The 18,746-nt window shown below is 40.7% G+C and carries 20 protein-coding genes; 6 read left to right on the forward strand and 14 right to left on the reverse strand.

Annotated features, from left to right (window positions below):
* Positions 1 to 4: 4 nt before the first annotated feature.
* From MD536_RS05130 to MD536_RS05155, 6 genes are all read right to left on the reverse strand, one after another.
* Positions 5 to 574 (reverse strand): hypothetical protein, encoded by a 570-nt coding sequence (locus tag MD536_RS05130; protein ID WP_239596404.1) that lies wholly within the window; start codon positions 572 to 574, stop codon positions 5 to 7.
* A 97-nt stretch (positions 575 to 671) separates the two neighbouring features.
* Positions 672 to 1,190: a hypothetical protein gene (locus MD536_RS05135; RefSeq protein WP_239596405.1), complete on the reverse strand. Its 519-nt coding sequence runs from the start codon at positions 1,188 to 1,190 to the stop codon at positions 672 to 674.
* Between the two features lie 183 nt (positions 1,191 to 1,373).
* Positions 1,374 to 1,826, reverse strand: a complete 453-nt coding sequence (locus MD536_RS05140; protein WP_239596406.1) for a YybH family protein — start codon at positions 1,824 to 1,826, stop codon at positions 1,374 to 1,376.
* Positions 1,827 to 1,967: 141 nt separating this feature from the next.
* Positions 1,968 to 2,306 (reverse strand): hypothetical protein, encoded by a 339-nt coding sequence (locus MD536_RS05145; protein WP_239596408.1) that lies wholly within the window; start codon positions 2,304 to 2,306, stop codon positions 1,968 to 1,970.
* A 59-nt stretch (positions 2,307 to 2,365) separates the two neighbouring features.
* Positions 2,366 to 2,644: a hypothetical protein gene (locus MD536_RS05150; RefSeq protein ID WP_239596410.1), complete on the reverse strand. Its 279-nt coding sequence runs from the start codon at positions 2,642 to 2,644 to the stop codon at positions 2,366 to 2,368.
* Between the two features lie 140 nt (positions 2,645 to 2,784).
* A complete protein-coding gene (locus MD536_RS05155; RefSeq protein WP_239596412.1) occupies positions 2,785 to 3,234 on the reverse strand; it encodes a RidA family protein in 450 nt (149 codons plus the stop codon).
* Between the two features lie 96 nt (positions 3,235 to 3,330).
* Between MD536_RS05155 and MD536_RS05160 the strand changes: the two genes are divergently transcribed.
* Entirely contained in the window at positions 3,331 to 3,870 is a 540-nt protein-coding gene (locus MD536_RS05160; protein WP_239596414.1) for a hypothetical protein, read from the forward strand.
* A 36-nt stretch (positions 3,871 to 3,906) separates the two neighbouring features.
* On the opposite strand, the gene MD536_RS05165 is transcribed toward MD536_RS05160, so the two are convergent.
* From MD536_RS05165 to MD536_RS05175, 3 genes are all read right to left on the reverse strand, one after another.
* Positions 3,907 to 4,443, reverse strand: coding sequence for an STM3941 family protein (locus MD536_RS05165; RefSeq protein WP_239596416.1), 537 nt, complete (start codon positions 4,441 to 4,443; stop codon positions 3,907 to 3,909).
* A gap of 212 nt (positions 4,444 to 4,655) precedes the next feature.
* A complete protein-coding gene (locus MD536_RS05170; RefSeq protein ID WP_239596418.1) occupies positions 4,656 to 5,081 on the reverse strand; it encodes a hypothetical protein in 426 nt (141 codons plus the stop codon).
* A 242-nt stretch (positions 5,082 to 5,323) separates the two neighbouring features.
* A complete protein-coding gene (locus tag MD536_RS05175) occupies positions 5,324 to 6,088 on the reverse strand; it encodes an SDR family NAD(P)-dependent oxidoreductase (protein WP_239596421.1) in 765 nt (254 codons plus the stop codon).
* Between the two features lie 153 nt (positions 6,089 to 6,241).
* Between MD536_RS05175 and MD536_RS05180 the strand changes: the two genes are divergently transcribed.
* The 4 genes from MD536_RS05180 to MD536_RS05195 all read left to right on the forward strand — a co-directional run bounded on the left by MD536_RS05180 (position 6,242) and on the right by MD536_RS05195 (position 9,137).
* The gene (locus MD536_RS05180; RefSeq protein WP_239596423.1) at positions 6,242 to 6,631 is read left to right on the forward strand and encodes a RidA family protein; all 390 of its coding nucleotides are present in this window, start codon (positions 6,242 to 6,244) and stop codon (positions 6,629 to 6,631) included.
* A gap of 32 nt (positions 6,632 to 6,663) precedes the next feature.
* Positions 6,664 to 7,533 (forward strand): alpha/beta fold hydrolase, encoded by an 870-nt coding sequence (locus MD536_RS05185; RefSeq protein WP_239596425.1) that lies wholly within the window; start codon positions 6,664 to 6,666, stop codon positions 7,531 to 7,533.
* Between the two features lie 42 nt (positions 7,534 to 7,575).
* Complete coding sequence (locus MD536_RS05190) at positions 7,576 to 8,157, forward strand: Crp/Fnr family transcriptional regulator (protein ID WP_239596427.1); 582 nt, start codon at positions 7,576 to 7,578, stop codon at positions 8,155 to 8,157.
* Between the two features lie 101 nt (positions 8,158 to 8,258).
* The gene (locus MD536_RS05195; protein ID WP_239596429.1) at positions 8,259 to 9,137 is read left to right on the forward strand and encodes an alpha/beta fold hydrolase; all 879 of its coding nucleotides are present in this window, start codon (positions 8,259 to 8,261) and stop codon (positions 9,135 to 9,137) included.
* Between the two features lie 258 nt (positions 9,138 to 9,395).
* Here MD536_RS05195 and MD536_RS05200 read toward each other — a convergent pair whose 3' ends face one another.
* Genes MD536_RS05200 through MD536_RS05220 form a run of 5 tightly spaced genes read right to left on the reverse strand, consistent with a single transcriptional unit; the run spans position 9,396 to position 16,637 of the window.
* Positions 9,396 to 12,164 (reverse strand): TolB-like translocation protein, encoded by a 2,769-nt coding sequence (locus MD536_RS05200; protein WP_239596430.1) that lies wholly within the window; start codon positions 12,162 to 12,164, stop codon positions 9,396 to 9,398.
* 17 nt (positions 12,165 to 12,181) lie between these two features.
* The gene (locus MD536_RS05205; protein WP_239596431.1) at positions 12,182 to 13,552 is read right to left on the reverse strand and encodes a hypothetical protein; all 1,371 of its coding nucleotides are present in this window, start codon (positions 13,550 to 13,552) and stop codon (positions 12,182 to 12,184) included.
* A gap of 11 nt (positions 13,553 to 13,563) precedes the next feature.
* Entirely contained in the window at positions 13,564 to 15,624 is a 2,061-nt protein-coding gene (locus MD536_RS05210) for a tetratricopeptide repeat protein (protein ID WP_239596432.1), read from the reverse strand.
* Between the two features lie 23 nt (positions 15,625 to 15,647).
* The gene (locus MD536_RS05215) at positions 15,648 to 16,109 is read right to left on the reverse strand and encodes a hypothetical protein (protein WP_239596433.1); all 462 of its coding nucleotides are present in this window, start codon (positions 16,107 to 16,109) and stop codon (positions 15,648 to 15,650) included.
* A 12-nt stretch (positions 16,110 to 16,121) separates the two neighbouring features.
* Complete coding sequence (locus tag MD536_RS05220; RefSeq protein WP_239596434.1) at positions 16,122 to 16,637, reverse strand: Hcp family type VI secretion system effector; 516 nt, start codon at positions 16,635 to 16,637, stop codon at positions 16,122 to 16,124.
* Between the two features lie 162 nt (positions 16,638 to 16,799).
* Between MD536_RS05220 and MD536_RS05225 the strand changes: the two genes are divergently transcribed.
* Positions 16,800 to 18,731, forward strand: a complete 1,932-nt coding sequence (locus MD536_RS05225) for a tetratricopeptide repeat-containing sensor histidine kinase (protein ID WP_239596435.1) — start codon at positions 16,800 to 16,802, stop codon at positions 18,729 to 18,731.
* Positions 18,732 to 18,746: the final 15 nt, after the last annotated feature.

Consider the following 18,746-nt stretch of genomic DNA (forward strand, 5'->3'; position numbering starts at 1 on the left):
TACCTTAATACTCATATTGATTATCCAACTTATCAATCAATTTAACAACCTTTTGATACAAAGCTTTTTGCTTCGTCTGATTGTTATACTCAAAGTTTAAATTTTGACGATTCTGAAGATTTTCTTTAAATTTAAGATGATGTTCATTGATGTCAGCATATACATGCTGATTGCCAAATAAAATCAATATACTTTTTCCATCTGGATGCGAAATCTGAAACTCTTGATAAATGGATGTATTTGATTTTGAATCATGATATTGATATACAAAAGGACGAATTCTTTCCTTTGTTATAACCTTAAAACTATTTTTTGCAAAATCAAACAACTCTTGATCTTCCAGTTTTATAGGTTGTGAAACGAAATATTTTAGATCGGACCCATCATCAATCAATATTTCCATAAATTGTCTGGAATAAAAACTTCCATTCTTGCAATAGAATACATAACCCTTAGAAAATATAAGCACTTCCCCCAACCCTTTAACACGCTCTTTAAAATAACGATCTTTGTGAAAACAGGTAAAGAAAATAGCTGAATCAGATTTTATTTCCTCCATCAGTTTTTTCTCCATGCCAGGTAAATCATACTGTCCGAATACATTTAACCTATTCAAAAAACAGAAGAGAGAAATAAGTATCACTAATTTATAGAACATGGCTGGCAAAATTTCAGTCTCTCTCTACTCTTATGATCTCCCCTTCTTCTAATCTAATTTTTAAATCTGCTTTCAACATTGGCACGTGCTCCTGAATAAATGATTTTTGTCCTTTTCGCTTTAATTCTGAAAGTCCTCTGGATTTATTCGTCTCATATTCATTCATAAAAAGGAAAACCGTATCTCCAACCACCTTGTCAACTTTAAATAGTGTATAATGCTTGTTTGCCAACTTAACTTCATAAATATCTCCTCGCATGGGATTCTCTATAAATTCAGCATATTTTTTATCATTTTGCTTCCCTACAACCGAGCCCCAAGTAATTAAAAGCGCAATCAGGGCAATGCCGGAAAACGTCCAAACGGGAGTTTTACTGCCGGATTTTAAGTTGTTATAACTGGCTTTCAGGTTTTCTGAAAATTCCTTTTTTTGTAAAACCTGTTTACAATTAGAACATTGGGTGGCCCCTGTTTTACCTATTGGAAATAATGGGATCCAATAAACATGGGCATATCTCTGGAATACTACCATTTCCAAACTATTCGGCGTTCCGCAATTGGAACATTTGTCAAAGAGGCTTTCTGTCCTGATTTGTGTTGCCTTACTTCCGTAAAAAATCATAGATACGTTACTATATTAATTATTATCAATATAAAGGGATTTCGTGATTATTCTAAATTCAGGCAACAAAAATTCGACCAGCCGTCAGCTATTTTATTTAGCTGATTCGTGAATATGAACAACCTTCCATTGCCCATCTATTTTTTTCCAAACATAGGTATAGGCGCCAGTTCCAATATCTAACACCTTGTTATCATGGGTTATCAATTCTGCTACTGCTGTAAAACCAATTAATGCTGCATCAGGGGATAGAACCTGAACGACCGGATTCGCTATTTGCAATTTAAAACTTTTGGTTCCCTTCAGAATTTGGGGATATATTTTTCTAAACTCCTCATTATTGCCAACTGATAATTCCATATTACGGTAATACCGAAAAGAATTATCAGAGTGGAATTCAGCCACTTTCAGCATATTTACTGTTTCCCAGGTTTTGTTATACTTGTCGGTAATAGCAAGAATTTCAGTTACTATTTGATGAGTTTCTTTTTCTGATTGTCCATATGAAATACGACAAGCCAGTAGTATGACTATAAAAAGTGACAAGGTTCTCATATCTGAATTTAATTAGTTTTTTATTACAATTCGATTTTCATCACTCTCTCCAACCCATTTTCCAATTGTGAAACCCTCTTTGTTGATCAGCATTTCCTGTCTTAAAAAATTACCCTAAGGCACTCTTAGTTTCTATTGAATTAATCTATAAATAAGAATTACAATTGAAACTCCAACTATTGATGTGTAAATAAGCTTATTGTATTTGGCCAGCCATTCCGGTAAATAGATATCAAAATTATTCCTCGTTGAATTGGAATATTTCCTGGCCCAAACTGTTAAAGGGCAATACATTTTAAACAGTAGCAATACAATTCCCTCCAGTATGATTAATCCATAACAAAGCCACAACCAAAAATCGATCCGGTTTACAATGACAGCATAGAGAATATAAAATATCACAACATTAAAGAACACCCAGATGATGGTGTGCAATAACTTAATCAACCTGAGTTTTGCTGTCGGGTTCATTCAAACCTTATTAATCTCAATCTAAGTCAAAAGTTAACTAACCATTTTTAACTATCCAATTACCCCTCTTTTGGCTTCCTATACTTCCCAGGCCCGGATCTGTGCTCAGGTGGTGTATACCCATACCTGGTTTTATAACGATTCCGGTTCCATTCCTGCCAGTCTTCCCATTTGGTGGATACCATCACACAGTTAAATCCAGTAAGCCCCGGATCAGCCATCCTTGCCTTACCCAGAAAGTAAACAAAGGCATCGTCCACATTCTTGATATGGAATTCCTTAAAGCCTTTGACCAGCTTTCCGGCTTCAGAATGATATGATATGAAATACCAGGGCATGATTAAAATGCTAAATTACTTAGTATTTTTCAATAAATGCCCAAATTAATTCCTTACCTCATCCTAACCTTTTTCCTACCTAATTGTTACCTTTTTCTTACCTCATAGAAACCTCATGGAAACCTCGTCCTTACCTTTGCCTAATTTTTTGGCATATGAGCAATTAATTCCACTTCCAACTTTGCTTCCGCCATATATAACCGGGAAACCTGTACCCAGGTGGCTGCTGGAAAATCGTTTTTGTAAAAAGATTTTCTTGCAAAATTGAATTTCTTCATTGCTTCAATATCGGTGGTATATAAATTCTCCTTCACCACGTGCTGAAAGCTTGCACCAAAACTATTCAGGGAACGTTCCAATGCCTTGTAAACATTTGTGATTCCTTCCGGTGTAACTTCTAAAGCCACTGCACCTGATATATATAATACATTTTCCACTTTTACTACCTGAACGTAACCGGCAGCTGTGTCCTGCTTAAGCGGATTATCCCAATGCCATTTTTCTTTATTTATGTCCCTGGTTTGCGCAAGTAAGAAGGAAGATTGAGATAACATCAACATCAGCGCGAATAATAATTTATTATTTATCATGATGAGAATAGTTTTTAAAATGGTCACAGCAAATTTAATTACCAAAGGGTAATTAATCCCCCATCATATTTTCATAATCTAGTGAATCTTACCTATATGGATCTTTTTAAAAAATACAAGATTAAGATACTGGAGAATGCTTTCAGCTATGTGGTAGTTCTTGCCATGTTAATCTATGGTTTTGGGAAAATTGTACAATTTACTGGTGCAGCATCAACACCATTACGGGTTTCAGAAATGACTGGTATGCAATTGATGTGGGCATTTTATGGCTATTCGAAACCCTTTGTTTATACAATAGGCGCGCTTGAGGTAATTGGCGGGATACTGCTACTTTTTAACCGTACCAGAATAATTGGCTGTTTATTTGTTTCCACCATATTGATAAATATCATTCTACAAGATATATTCTATGAGGTGAATAAGGGTGCCTTGAGAGCCGCTATTTTTTACCAGGTTTTGATCGTGCTGATTCTCTATTTCAACCGAAGCAAACTGGTGGCAACCTGGAAATTGCTTACCCAAAAAGTGGATAAACCTCGTAGCCTTAAAGAGAGCTTACTAGTTTTTTTTATTACCGCAATGCTGTTTGTTCTTGTACGAATTGTTGAATATTATCTTACCTCAAAATGGTAAGACTGTTGTACCCACCCCCTCAAAGGCTGAACAGACTCACCAACTGTTTGCCTCGAACTGATCAGTCAGAATACTAAGTAATTCATTAAATCCAATCTGAAGGGAGTTGGCAGATATGCTAATGGGACTGCCATAGGAATTGAAATTGATTTGCATTAATTTTCTTTTGAAAGCACTGGACTGCCTGTTGATATAGTCCTCCGGATTTTTTACCTGCAGCAGGATTAATTTTTGCCTATTGATTTCAAAAACCGAAATATTTTCAATATCTGTCCATAGTATTTGTCCGGCTGATAGTCCCCCCGAATTATCTGTAATTCCCAACTGATCAATAATAAGTCCCGGTCTGTTATCAGGAAGTTTGCGAATAATATAAAAGGCAATGATTCCAAAGAACAGAATGGCTGCTATACTGATTACCAAAATAAAAGTCGGGTTTCCAAAGAGGGCATTGTTGATATTCGGCGGATTAAGTAAGAACCAGATTCCAGCAGCTACAAAACCGATGGACCCGGCTAACATTAATACGAGCTTCTTTTTACTTAAAGGAATTTCTATAATTTCTGGCTTCATTGATTACATATAAACTCTACCTAAAATAGGATAAATCCAGAAAACAAATAAGGTGAAAAAAATAGAGCCCCAACTGAGATCAGCCGGGGCTTTAACCTTATCCTGTGGTTATTACAGTCCGGTACCAGAACAGTATTAGGATTCTTGTCCTGGCCGGATGATTAAAAGTAGGTAATTTTAATGTTCCACAAGCAGAAAAAGATAGTATAGAATTAGTTAATATCAATTGATTCAGATCTTACAACAACCATACTACCTGGCCATTGAACAGATGCATTTTCTTCTGCTGTTATAAATATCTCTCTTGGTTTAAATGAAGTAACCGCTTTTAATGTGCCCTTTAAAGTACTGGACATAAAACTTGATGTACTTGTGATCTGACCAATATTTTTTATACCATTATTTTCAGTAGAAATCCAAACTACGTAAAATTTCATTGGTGGAACTAATCTATCAGGACTTGCCAGGTGATTAATTCTAAGGTCGATTTCATAGTTTTTATTTTTGTCTTTTTTAATTTTTGCTGTAGCCTCCGCTGCAGGAACAACCTCTGAAATGCCAAATGCTACTTTTTTTGAACAGGCATAAAATGTACCTAATAAAATAAATAGTATTGATAGTTGAATAAAATTTTTCATTGTATTATATTTAAGTGGTTATCGATAAGCAACTCCAACATGTTTTGCGTAGAAACACCGTTTTAGCGGAACTAATTGAAGGCTTTTTTGGAAAATCGATCGATTCGTCTAAGTAGTCAACAAGAAGATGCGTTGTTCAGGCAATTGAACTGGTTTAACTTGAACCTTATTGTACAATATACGATTATTATTTTGTTCTACCTATATTATTTAAGTCATTCTTGAAATTGATATGCTTACACCTACAACATAAATCCCCCGGACACTTCAATTCGTTGTCCCGTAATCCATTTAGCTTCCTCTGAACATAGGAATGCCACTACCCCACCAATATCATCTGCCTGACCAATTCTTGGGATGGCTGTCTGGGATTTCAGGTACTCCTGGATATGCAGATTATCCCTGGTGCGCCCTCCTCCAAAATCGGTGGCTATTGCGCCTGGTGCCACCACATTTGCTCTGATATTACGGCTCCCCAACTCTTTAGCCAGATTGACAGTTAGTGTTTCTACTGCTGCTTTTATACTGGCATAAGCCCCCCTTCCTGGAAACGAAACCCGGGTAACAGCTGAAGATATATTTACAATGCTACCGCCATTATTCAGTATGGGTAAGAGATGTTGTGTCAGGAAGAACACCCCTTTAAAGTGAACATTCATCAGTCGGTCGAATTGTTCCTCCGTAGTTGATTCAAAAGAGGAACTATCCAATCCAAATCCACCATTATTAATCAAATAATCAATTTTGTCGGTTATAAATGTCGTTTGTAAAGATGATTGCAATTCAGCCAGAAAACTCGCAAAGCTCGAACTATATTCTACGTTTAATTGAATAGCAATAGCTTTTTGACCAATGGCTTTAATTAGATTCACTACTTCTTCAGCAGCATTTTTATTGCTATTGTATGTCACAATCACATCTATCCCTTTTTTTGCAATTTTTAGTGCCATATCCTTTCCTAGTCCACGACCTCCACCAGTTACCAGTGCAATTTTTGTTTGTACCATTGTATTTTTTTGGGTTGTATAATTAGTTTCAACAGTTCAAAAGTATAAACACAGACTAGCTGAATTAGAAGCTAAATGGCAATTAAATAAATAGACTTTTATCAACTTTTACGGAAAACGGGAATCATAGTTTTGTCCCCTTAAAAAATCAAAATGGAAAAACAAGTGTATAACCCATGGACCTGGCAGAAAGAGCGCAGTTATCACCAGGCAGTTGAAGTTAAAAATGTTACAGGAACGCTTTATGTATCCGGACAAACGGCTATTGATGAATATGGAATTTCCAGTACTGCTGATATGAAAACCCAATTAGAACTGGCTATCCGGAATTTGGAAAAAGTAATTACAACAGCTGGTTATGAATGTAAGAATATCGTCCGCATTACCATATTCACTACCTCCACAGAAACCTTAGTACCACATTTTCAAACTTTCCAAAATTGGGTAAATACCCATGGAATAGAACAAGCCCTGACTGTAATTGAAGTGGCCAGCCTGTTTGAAACTTTAACAGTGGAACTTGAAGCTACTGTTGTGAAATAAATTTTTGGAATATTCTACCTAAATAAATAAAAATGAAAGATAAACGCATCTATTACCGAAAGGTTAAAGCAGCGGGACAAACCATTTTCTATAGGGAATCCGGAAACCAGGGCGATCCAGTCATTTTACTTCTGCATGGTTATCCAACTTCCTCCCATATGTTCCGTAATCTCATTCCTTTACTGAACATAAACTATCATATTATTGCACCTGATTTGCCTGGATTTGGCTTCTCCGATTCACCCAGCAGAGATGTATTTAATTACACATTTGCCAATCTAACCCAGGCACTTCAAGATTTTATCGACGTATTGAAGCTTTATGATTTTGTCATTTATGTATTTGATTACGGAGCTCCTACAGGTTTTCGGCTTATGCTCAATAACCCGGGAAGGATTAAAGGATTCATTACACAAAACGGAAATGCTTATTTGGAAGGGTTGGGATCGGCTTGGGATCCTGTAAAAAAATACTGGGCCAGTAATTCACCAGAAGATAGAAATGCATTAAGAGGTTTTGTAAAACAGGAAGAACTAAGGTTTCAATATTTCACCGGTGTCAACAATCCAGAACTAATTGCACCAGAAACTTACACAATGGACCAATATTTCCTAGACCAGCCTGAATCAGATGAAAAGCAGCTGGATCTCATTGGCGACTATAAAAACAACATAGCCCTTTATCCCAGTTTTCAGGAATATTTCAGAAACCATCAACTGCCTGCACTGATTCTATGGGGAAACAAAGATCCCTACTTTTTACCCGCTGGAGCAACAGCCTACCAAAAGGATCTTCCGAATGCAATGATCCGGTTTTATGACACAGGCCATTTTGCGCTTGAAACCCACGCAACGGAAATTGGTACAGAGATCCTGCAATTCCTGGATGCAGTTTACAAATAAAACTGTGCAGCACCTATGATAAAATTCCCTAATTTTAGCTGCATGCATCCTCTGTTTGCGTATGTCACTCACTATACCAGCACTTCACTCACGGAGGAAGAATTCGCAGTACTCCTAAGCCATTTTGTCTTCAAAAAAATAAGAAAAAAACAATACCTCCTACAGGAAGGAGAAGTTTGTAAACATTTCGCTTTTATACTTAAAGGAGCGATGCGTCAGTTTTACCTGGATGATAATGGAGTGGAGCATGTAGTAAACCTGTCCATAGAAAACTGGTGGGCAGGAGATCAGGAAAGTTATGTCCTGGTTACCCCTAGTAAATATTATATTGAAGCATGGGAAGAATCGGAAGTATTACTGATAACCTATGAAAACAAACAAAAACTATGTAAGCAGTTTCCTGCATTCAATGAACTATTGCAAAGATTAGATGAACGCAACACTATTGCAAGTCAGAAAAGGATCACATCCATGATTAGTATGACGGCAGAACAACGATATAAGAACTTTTTGGAAAGCTATCCCTATTTTTCAGAACGTTTTCCCAACCATATCATTGCTTCTTTCATTGGTATTACCAAAGACACCCTTAGTCGAATTCGTAAAAAAGCTGCAACACAGTAGTTGACTTTTGTCTATTTCATTTATAGCTTTTTGTCTTCGTTCCCCAGGTATTGATTGGCCTAATTTTGAAAATAAAAATGAAATCAATTAAAACCTTTTTTATGTCAGCAACCATCGCACTGGCATCAGCAACAGCCGATGCTCAAAACAAGTCAAACTCATATGGTCGAGAAGAATACATAACCGTAGATAAACAGGTCAAACTTCATGTAACCGATTGGGGTGAAGGAAAGCCAGTAGTATTAATTCATGGTTGGCCTTTAAGTGATGCCATGTATGAATACCAATATCAGTTTCTGGTAGAGAAAGGTTACCGGGTAATAGGCATAACCCTGCGCGGATTCGGAAAATCTGATAAACCTTATGGCGTTTACAATTACGATGTATATGCGCAGGACATAAAAACTGTCCTTGACAAATTGAACATTCAGGATGCAACCTTGGGAGGATTCTCCATGGGTGGGGCTATTTCCATCCATTATATAGCCAACTACAATAACAACCGGGTTAGCAAACTGGCATTGTTCGGTGCAGCAGCACCTAGTTGGACTAAAAGAGCCGATTATGCCTTTGGATTCACCCCGGAAGCAGTAAATGACCTGATTGCGCTGAGTAAAACCAACAGGCCCCAACTGCTGGAGAATTTCGGTAAAATATTCGGCGCATCTGAAACATCTATCCGTGCTGGACTGGGCAATTGGTTAGGTGGTATCAATATAGAAGCCTCCCCTTATGCCACTACCCAAAGTTTGATTGCCTTACGTGATACCGACCTTCGAGAGGAACTGTCAAATATAAACATCCCAACAGCTATTTTCCATGGTACAAAAGATGTCATTTGCGAGTTTGCCCTGGCTGAACAAATGAACATAGGAATTAAGAACTCCTATATTGTAAAGTTTGAAAACAGTGGCCACGGACTCTTTTTGGAGGAGCTGGAAAAATTCAATAATGAACTACTCTCCTTCCTTCAAAAATAAGCAACCTATGGAAAGCATGAGTACAAAACAGGTGATCTGACCAACTTGTGGAAGCCTACCGAAAACATGTAATAGTAATCAAAACTGTCCCGACATAGCAAAATAGTTGCCGGGACAGTATTTATTGTTACTATTTTGTGTAAGCTAACTAAGCTGCTAAATTTTAACCTTTACATCAAAAGGAGATGTATTGAAACAATAAACCGTTAACAGGTACGATTATTAGGGTTACAATAGCGATTTTTTTAGATAATTACTTCACTCCTCACATGCCCTGCAAGATCCCAAGCCAGTATAATGCGCAAAAATGCCTCCTCCACTGCTCCCAAACGCAACACCCGATCGCTGGTCAAGGGCCTCACTTTTCCCAAACACCACATAACTTCCCGCATAACTGATCGCCGGCCGACCCACATAACTACCTTTTGTATTTGTTACTAGTTGCTTGCCCCCCGTTTGCGTATTATACAACAGTAGATTAGAACCGTGTACGCCCAGGTTGGTTGCTTTGGTTGGGAAAACTACCCAGGTGCCATCATGGGTGATAGCCAGCCGTTCGCCCTGCTCAATGGGACTATCATGATTACCAGGCTTTCCATCTTCTGTAAAACTGGCTACCTGCAACTTTCCGGTTTCAATATCATACACAAATACATCCTGATATTTCAACTGATCCCCCGGAACCATATTAGTGGCAGTTGTAGCATACACAACAAATCGTCCATTACCAGATATCGTTGCCGCTACTCTGCGCGAACCCGACTCTTCCCCCTGGTTGCGTTCACTGCCATCCTGGGTCATGCTTATTCGACGAAGCCCTTGCTTGCCACGTTCCCATAAAAATATGTCCCAGAGATTGTTTTTATCATTGGGTACCAGCGTAGGTGTTGGAGAACAAAATACTGCCCTCCTGCCATCAAAAGAGATACTGCCCTTATGCGCATTACCTCCTGTTTGCGTTGCAGGCTCCATACTTACCATTTCTGTACTACCATTTGCCAGGTTGCGTATAAACACATTCGATTGGGACCGACCTTTCGGGATACTGGTCATATTGGGTGCATCAGAGGTGAACACAACCTGTTGTCCATCCCCAGAAATCATGGCATCATAACTATCTCCATCACTCCACCCTCCTTTCCCTGATTTGCTTACCAGTTCTAGTTTTCCTGTTTTGGCACTCCAACTAAACACATCACGTACTTTGTTCTCATCACCGGGTACCAGGTTGCTGGCCTTGCTTTCAAAAACTACAGTTTGTCCATCTGCCGAAATAGTTGGTTGCGTACTGCTTTCATTACCCGGCGTTCCATCAAGCGCGGTTGATACCATCCGGGTTATTCCGGTATTCCGATCTCGCCAAAAGATCTGCCGGTACTTGCCATCATTTCCTGCAAATCCTTTGGTCCAGGATACAAAAACAATATACCTCCCTTCCTCAGGCCCCATACCTCCTACTGCCGGATCACTGGATTCATAAAAACTGCTGAAGCTTTCCTCGCTAGCGCGACTCACCAATTCATAGGTATAATCAATTGCCACTTTAATGGAAGTAATTCCCTCCGGTGCTTTTCCACTGCCGTGATATACCACACCCTTCATATTGGAGGGGATCTTTTTGATTACTACCTGGTAGTCATCCTTTTCCTTTACCGGCACAGTAAATTTAATCGGCGTGATTGTATATAAACTGGTTTTGTCTTTCGCAGTTGTTAGGGTAAGGTCATTGCTTCCATTATTGCTAAGCGTTACCGACAATCCAACAGGAGCACTTAGTTTTCCACTTAGAAATCCGTTTTTCCCTGTTGCAGTAGATGATTTTTGCTGTCCCGACTGAACACTAGTTTGTTGCGCTGGCACTGCTTTTTTTTCTGTAGCAGTAGTTACAGTTGATCTTACGGGAACTACAGCTGCTGCTGTACCTGTTTTTTCAGCAATCCAACTCCTGAGTTCTTGCAAATTGATCAACTTTTCCATTTCCTGCGCAAATAACAAGGATACCTGATCCTCCGGATTGTATTTAATACCCAACTCTATAAACTGCGGTACCGATGGACCGATTCCTTTTTTGTAATAAGCGGGATTGGGTTTTACCGGTATACGCGAGAATTGTGTGCCTTCCTTTACAAAATTATAATCATACACATGCGTACTGCTTTGTGCAACTACGGCCCGTTGATTCAATTCCGATTCCGGCGCTTCCAATTGTTCATTTACTCTTTCAATGGCACGGTCTAAGGTGCTTTTGGTTTTATTGTGTCCTTCCTGATATCGTCGGGGCGCTGGCTCATAGTCGTTTTTCAAATAGGCCGCCCACTTCTCCGGTTCATTTTTCAGGATCTTTTCAATGTCCTTTTTCTGTCGCTCCAGATCAGCCAGATTTTTCTGAAGATTTTCTTCCTCCTCTTTTAGGATACGCAACAGATTCTTTCTTCTGGTTTGTAAAAACTCTCGACGCGTTACAAAACTCCAGGGTAACTGTCCCGGATAGGTTAACAGCCAACATTTTCTTAACCCGTTTATACCAAATCCCAGCGGCGTAGGAATATCAGTAAACTTCCAAATTCCCGGCTGTATTTCTTCCGGTATACCTTCCCGCAATTCATGAAAGCCCAGGCCCTGGTAATCCGTTGAATTATCATACAACATATTGTTGAAATTCCCATTGATCTGCAGGTTAAGAACATTATAGGTTTCATGTGCCAGCGATAAACTATCGCCCTTGCACTGGTATCGCATTCCCATTAATACATAACTATAAGCGGATACGGGTGTGTTCGGTTCCAATGATCCATGTAGACTGTACCATTCTGCCTGCACACCTCGTGGCTGATAGGCTGTCAGCATGGTATGTACAGCATCGGTATAACGCTTTTGAATGGCATAGTTGGCAGCATTGGCCCGTTGGGTACTCCGACCCTTTTTCCACCCGCCATTTTTGGCGAGGATACGTTCCATACAGGCATCATCCTGAGAAAAGCAGCTACTGCAAATGAAGATTCCTATAAATATTGCGATTCGTTTCATGTTGATGAATTAATTGGTCAGTTACTGATTTTTCCATAAGCCGTATAACTTCCATAGCTAACATCCTGCAGCCATAATATTCTTCCTCCTTTAAAACAGGAGAAGTAGGCATTATAGGTTTTCTGACTGCGTTCAATTTCAGAGAACCAGACCTGCCAGTTGTTCAGCATTTTCCAGCTGCCACTGGCTTTGGCATTGTCTACTTTCATAGAACTTCCGCTTGCTCCATTAGCCATCACCAGATCCCAGTTATAGGATTTGTTTGCTCGAAACTCAAAATATTGACGCGAGGCAAAGGTTGTTGACCCGGTATATAATCCGGTGTAAAGATTATAGTAATTCGTGGATCCCTGGAATTCGTTGGACCATTTACCAGCCAGGTCTTTTTCGCCTACTGCAAACCGGTTTAATCCGGATAATTTTAACAAGGGTTCCCAATCGGTAAAATAGAAATGGGGATCACGTATACCGAAAGCCTGCACAAATGCATTTTTATCAGGCGTGATGATTTCGATCCAGCCCGATTTACCCTTGCTGAAAAGAGTCACCCAAACATCCTTCCCTGTAGTATTATCCGTTAACAACCCACCTGAGAAATAAGCAGTTTCAGGCAGATTGCTGGGCCAGTCTTCAAATTGCCGCAGGTTGCTATAGCGTGGCGCAACCAGCAGATCCCAAAACAGTCTGCGCTCTTCCTCCCGGTTTGAATAATACTTACTGTTTTCTGGCCTAGGGTAATGCAACAATACTTTTACATTGTTCTTCGTTGCTTCTACCCAATCTTCTTTCACTACACTTGTCCAGCCGTCATCAAAATTGGTGGTGGTAAATGTATAGCCATCCGGAACCGGTTGTGCTGTTGCAACAATGGGCGCAACTTCTTCCCCGGCTTTTGCTGTAGATTTTTCGGGCTGAACAGACTCCAGGAATGCACCTATTTCTTTTCCATAGGAACTGCTATTGCTGACAATTTTTACACTTCCGCAACGCTGCCCATTACTGAACATAATTAGTGCAACAGTGGCCGTGTCTTTATTAAACAGAAATTTCCCCATCCCCGATCTTACTTCCCATCCATTCATGGTACTACTTTCTTGTTCGATTGGCTGGTCTGTTATCCCATACTCCTTATAAGAATCCACCACCAACTGTTTCCATTCACTTTCAAAATCGATTGCTGCATTCCCCTTACTGACGGTGCTTTTTACAAGCACCAACTGACACCAGGATTTTTTAACTTCATTCGTCACAGAATAAACGGTGGCATTTTCCAGTTCTTGTTTTTTCCAGCCTTTCGGCGGATTGAAACTAAACATCTCATAGTGTTGTTGTTGCGCGAATGCAGTAGTAACTACCAACAGTAGTATACCTGTTATAAGCTGTTTCATTTTTAGTTGTATTATAGACGTACGCCTTGAAAGATTCCTTTTCCTCCTGCCGTAAACCCATTGTTGATAGTGAAGCTTGCTTCTGCTCCACCAAAAGATATCGACTGTTCAGACGGACCAACATTCACCTCTCCGATACCTGTCTGAACTTTTGTATCTAGTACATTGGTGGTAACACCAATCCCTACCTCTGCTTTGATGCCGGCATCTTTTAATCCGGTTCGATCAAATTCCAGGAAGCCAGTTGCCTGTACGGAAGCTTCCAGCTGTAAGGGACCACTTCCGATTTTTTTACTGTCTCCTGCAGTAATTTCAATTGTGCAGCGTTGAAATTCATCCCAGAAATTCCGGTTCTCTTCGCGATCTGCTGACCTGGTTTCCCAATCCAGTTTGATACCCTTTACATCTATTTTTGCAATTGTTCGACCACAAATTGTTTCAATGGAACCAAAACCAAAATCAGATACACTCCGGTTGGTACAGTTGATGTCATCATAGTCGGCCAGTCCATGTTTTATGAACTCCTTTTCTTCCTTTTTGAAACAAAGTTGTTCAGGTGAGCGAAAAATGAGCATATCCTTCGGCAACATGATGTAGGACAACCATTCAATTTTGGCTTGATTAACCGATAACTCAAATTGTTCCGGAAACTCACTGTAAAATTTATAATTCACGAGTTCGGAAATGCGCTTTTTTGCGCGATCCCGTTGCCGCAAACAAAAAGCTTCCACCCGACTATTAACATCGCGAAGCAGTTTATCATTGGCTGCATCAATTGCTGCACAATACCCCTCGTTGATGCCTTCTCCTTCCCTGCCAGGTTTGATTTTTTCATAAATCTTGCGGAGCTCTTCTGCATGTGCTGCCTTCATCTGGTTCAAGGTATCCTGGAATGCCAACAGGGCCAGTCCCAACGGATCTCTGGCTTCTCTCTCCAACAGCTCTTCCACGTAGGGACGAAGTTTGATGACAGCCTTAGGTACTACTGCTGCTATCATATCTTGTTGCATTCTCCGCTCCCATCCCTGCCGGGCAGCTTCTGCCAGTACCTCCTGCTTTTGTGATAGTTGATTCACCAGAATATCCCAATCCTGCCGGAATCGATTCCATACAGGTTCCATATCCGCACTTTCAGCAACAGTTTTTGGAATGCCGGGCCAGGAAAATTTGGAGAGTCCCAATTGATCGGTAGCATTAGCTGGTTTCCAATTGATATCTTCAGCTTTCAACTCATAATCCAGGTCGTTTAGTTTATCCTGTTTTTCCTGTGAATACATGCGACTGATTGCCTGTTTCGCAGCTTTCACAGCTGCTGCAGTATTGCCTTTGCTTTCTTCAATGGCAGCTTTAATCTGGTTGGCCTGTGGATGCCAGGCACATAAGCGGATCGTACTGTCGATGTATTTACTTGCATTCAACAGATCTCCCAATCCGAACCAGGCATGTGCCAGGTTATTTAAAATGGTACTATTACGGGGATATTGTTTGTTGAGCAATTGGAGAATGGGGATAGCCAGGTGTTCTCCTCCGTTCATATTCAATAAGGCTGCAAGATTGTTCAGCTTATTGCCATCCGCAGGATCTTCCTTGCAGGCTTCTGTCATCACAAACAGAGCCGCCTTACTATTCCCAAAAGCCAGATAACCTGCGGCAGCAATTGCAGTAATGGACTTACCCGGATTTTCTTTTCTTAGTTCCTGCAGTTGTTGCCGGGTTTTTTCCTGCCATTCCGCGGGTAGTTTAGTACGCAGTTGCTGCTGTAGTTGTTGGATATAGGAACTTATGGTTGCAGAGGTAAGCACCGCTTTGGGAATGGCGGCAATACGAGTTGCATCTTTTTTAGGAACAGCGGTTTGGCTTGTTGCCTTTTGCTCATTAGCCATTGCAAATGCCGCCATTTTTTGCATGTCCTGCAGATTAGGCATACCTGACATGCCTTCCTGCATGGCATTCATCATTTCTGCCATTTCTTCCTTGGTAGGAGGTTTTTCTTTTTTGACCGGTTTCTTTTGTGCGAGCGCAGTACCAGCAAGACTACAACACGCCACGATCAGTATAAGGATTCGTTTCATAGTTTTTGTTTTATGGAGATAAATTACTGAAGGCTGCCACCTAAAATATTGGTCACATTGGCTACCTGTTTAATCATCCGGGTTAAGAGTTTTACATTGGTAGCAGCCAGGTACACATCGGCTCGTACAAAGACAGTGTGAGATTCATCCATTCCAATTTTTACCAGATCAAAATGATGATTTTGTTGCAACAAAAATGGATAGGCAGTACTATCTAATTTACCCGAAACAGCTGCTGAAAGATTGGTGTAGATAAGGAGCAGGTCACTGGCTTTTTGTACAACCAGGTCAAATTCTTTCACATACTCACCTGTATAGGGAATCACAGCCAAACTATCGTGTACCATCCTGTAGGGCAATCCTGACTCTGCTACTAATTTCTCCAGCCGAAAGGGTTCAGGTTTAATTGGGGACTTAGCTTTGGTTTGGGCAATTGCCAGTATTGGCAACACCAACATCAGAGCTAAATAAAGATTTGTTTTCATGCTAAGTATTGATTAAAATGTATTCCAGCTAGCACCAGCCTTAAAGTCGTATCCGGTTTTACCGGCTATAGTTACCACACCGGATTTTCGGTTCCATTCATAATGGGTAGTACCAATCCGATCTGCCCGAAGGGTAACTTCAGTTGTGCCATTCGTATCTCTTGTATTCAGTATTGTTACTCCCTCTAGCCTAACCGTAGAACGAAGCAGCATCTTTTCTGAACCCTGGGTCATTAAACTGAAAACAGCCCACACAAAACCACCCTTTTCACCAGCTGCAGCCGACAAAATGGAACTGGCACCACCAGATGGCATGCTAAACCGTAGTTCCGGATTACCACTGCTGACACCGGAAAATTGCAGCACCTCAATCTGGCGCTCATAACCACGGGCAACACTGGTACCTTTTACCAACTTACCATTGGCATCCATGAGTTGAAGAAAAACCGGTTCCTTTACAGGAGCCATTGCTACCAGCATCAGCCCGTTTACCAGGAAGAGCAGGCAGAACTTGAAGATTCGTTTCATGTTGAGGGGATTTAATGCTGTAAACCTAGCGCTCTCCCTACCCTTCCGGTATCCTGTAAAAACAGGATTTTTGAACTATCTTGAAAAAAATCATGGAAAAAAGGGAGCTGGTAGCTGTGATTGATTTTATTCTTTTGTACTGCATTTATCAAATTGGCATTCATGAAAGGAGTATTGCTATCGGTTTCGATTCTATTGTCCATTTCCGTTGCCGCACAGGAACTCCTGAACAGGGATAGCCTCTTGCGATTACTGCCCCAAAGCCGGGATTCGGCCAGGGTAGAACTCCTGATTCAAATCGGACAACAATATGAAGGAAGTGAGCCGGAACTATCCAAACAGTATTACCGGCAGGCGCGCGAGCTGAGCAAAAAAATCGGATACCGCCTGGGAGAAATAAAATTTGTCACCAACTATACTTTCCTGCTGAACATGCAGGGATATTATGACTCTTCCCTGCAATTCAACCTGGAGGGAGAACGCATAGCCAATGAAATCCGGCACGAAGAATACATGGCCAAAACAGCCTTCAATACCGGTAATTCCTACCGCTTGCTGGAAGAATATGAAAAGGCCCTCGCCAAATACCTGGATACCTATCCCCTGTTGGAGCGCCTCGACAATCCCTTTATGATGGCACAGGCGCTGGACATTATACAGGGGCTCTATACCGAACTGAAGCAATACCGCCGTTCTATCAACTATGGAAAGCAGGCCGTTGAACTGCTTCAGAAAGAAGGCCATCCCATATTGCTGGCAATTGCCGTTAACAACCTGGGGATGAACTACACAAAACTTAGGCTCTACGATTCCGCACTCATCTGTTACCAGGAATCCTTACAACTCTCCCTCGAATCGGAAAACAAACACCTGGAATCGGCAGCTTACCTGAATATCGGTGATGTATACCTGAAATCATTGCAATACGATAAGATTGAATCTTACATGAGGAAGGCATTGCTGCTTTCAAAAGAACTGGGATCTTTTTCTTCACAGGCAATTGCTTATCGTGGTATATCCTATAGCCATTTTTATCGCCGGCAATATGAATCTGCAAGAAAATTTGCCGACTCTTCTCTAGCCCTTGCCTTGCAACATCAATTAAAACCGGAACTGCAGAAGACTTATGCGCATTTAGCCAATCTTTCCTATGCTGTACAGCAACATCAGGAAGGCGACCAATACGCTATCAAAGCAGCCGAAATAAGTGATAGCCTGTTAAATGAATCCATCCAGAAACGAACAATTGAGATGGATAAAAAATACCAGAGCGCGCTTAAAGACAGCCAAATCAGTTTGCAACAGGCATCGCTGAAAGTTAAAACGAGTTGGAATTACGCACTGACAGGAGGTGCTGCAGCTTTGTTACTGTTGTCCTTGCTCACGTACAGAAACTATAGGCAGCGGCAGCGCATCCAGGAACAACGGATTTCAGAACTCGAAACAGAAAAACAATTAGCAGCAACCGGGGCCGTATTAAGAGGAGAAGAACAGGAAAGAACCCGTTTGGCCAAAGACCTGCATGATGGATTGGGCGGGATGTTATCCGGCATAAAATATACCCTCCACACAGTAAAAGGCAACCTGGTGTTAACACCTGAAAATGCTCAGTCGTTTGAAAGAAGTCTGGATATGCTGGATAGCAGCATTCGGGAAATGCGGCGTGTGGCACATAACATGATGCCGGAAGCCCTGGTAAAATTTGGACTGGATACAGCTCTACAGGATTTTTGTAACGATATCAATCAAAGCGGCGCCTTACAGGTAAGTTATCAGTCGATCGGGTTAAAAGACACTGAATTGGAACAAACAAAAGCCATCACCATTTACCGGATCGTACAGGAATTACTGAACAACAGCATGAAACATGCAGCCGCCCGGCATGCTTTGGTGCAGATCAGCAATAATGAAAACCAATTATCAATAACCGTAGAAGATGATGGAAAAGGATTTGATCCTATAATACTTAGGCAATCCAGGGGAATTGGCTGGACAAATATCCAGCATCGCATTGAATTTTTAAAAGGGCGTTGGGATGTAGATTCACAACCGGGAAAGGGCACATCAGTGCATATTGAATTCAGCAGTTCCTGATGCTATAAAACAGGC

Origin of the sequence: Flavihumibacter cheonanensis (assembly GCF_022352215.1) — a bacterium.
Taxonomy (GTDB): Bacteria; Bacteroidota; Bacteroidia; order Chitinophagales; family Chitinophagaceae; genus Flavihumibacter; species Flavihumibacter cheonanensis.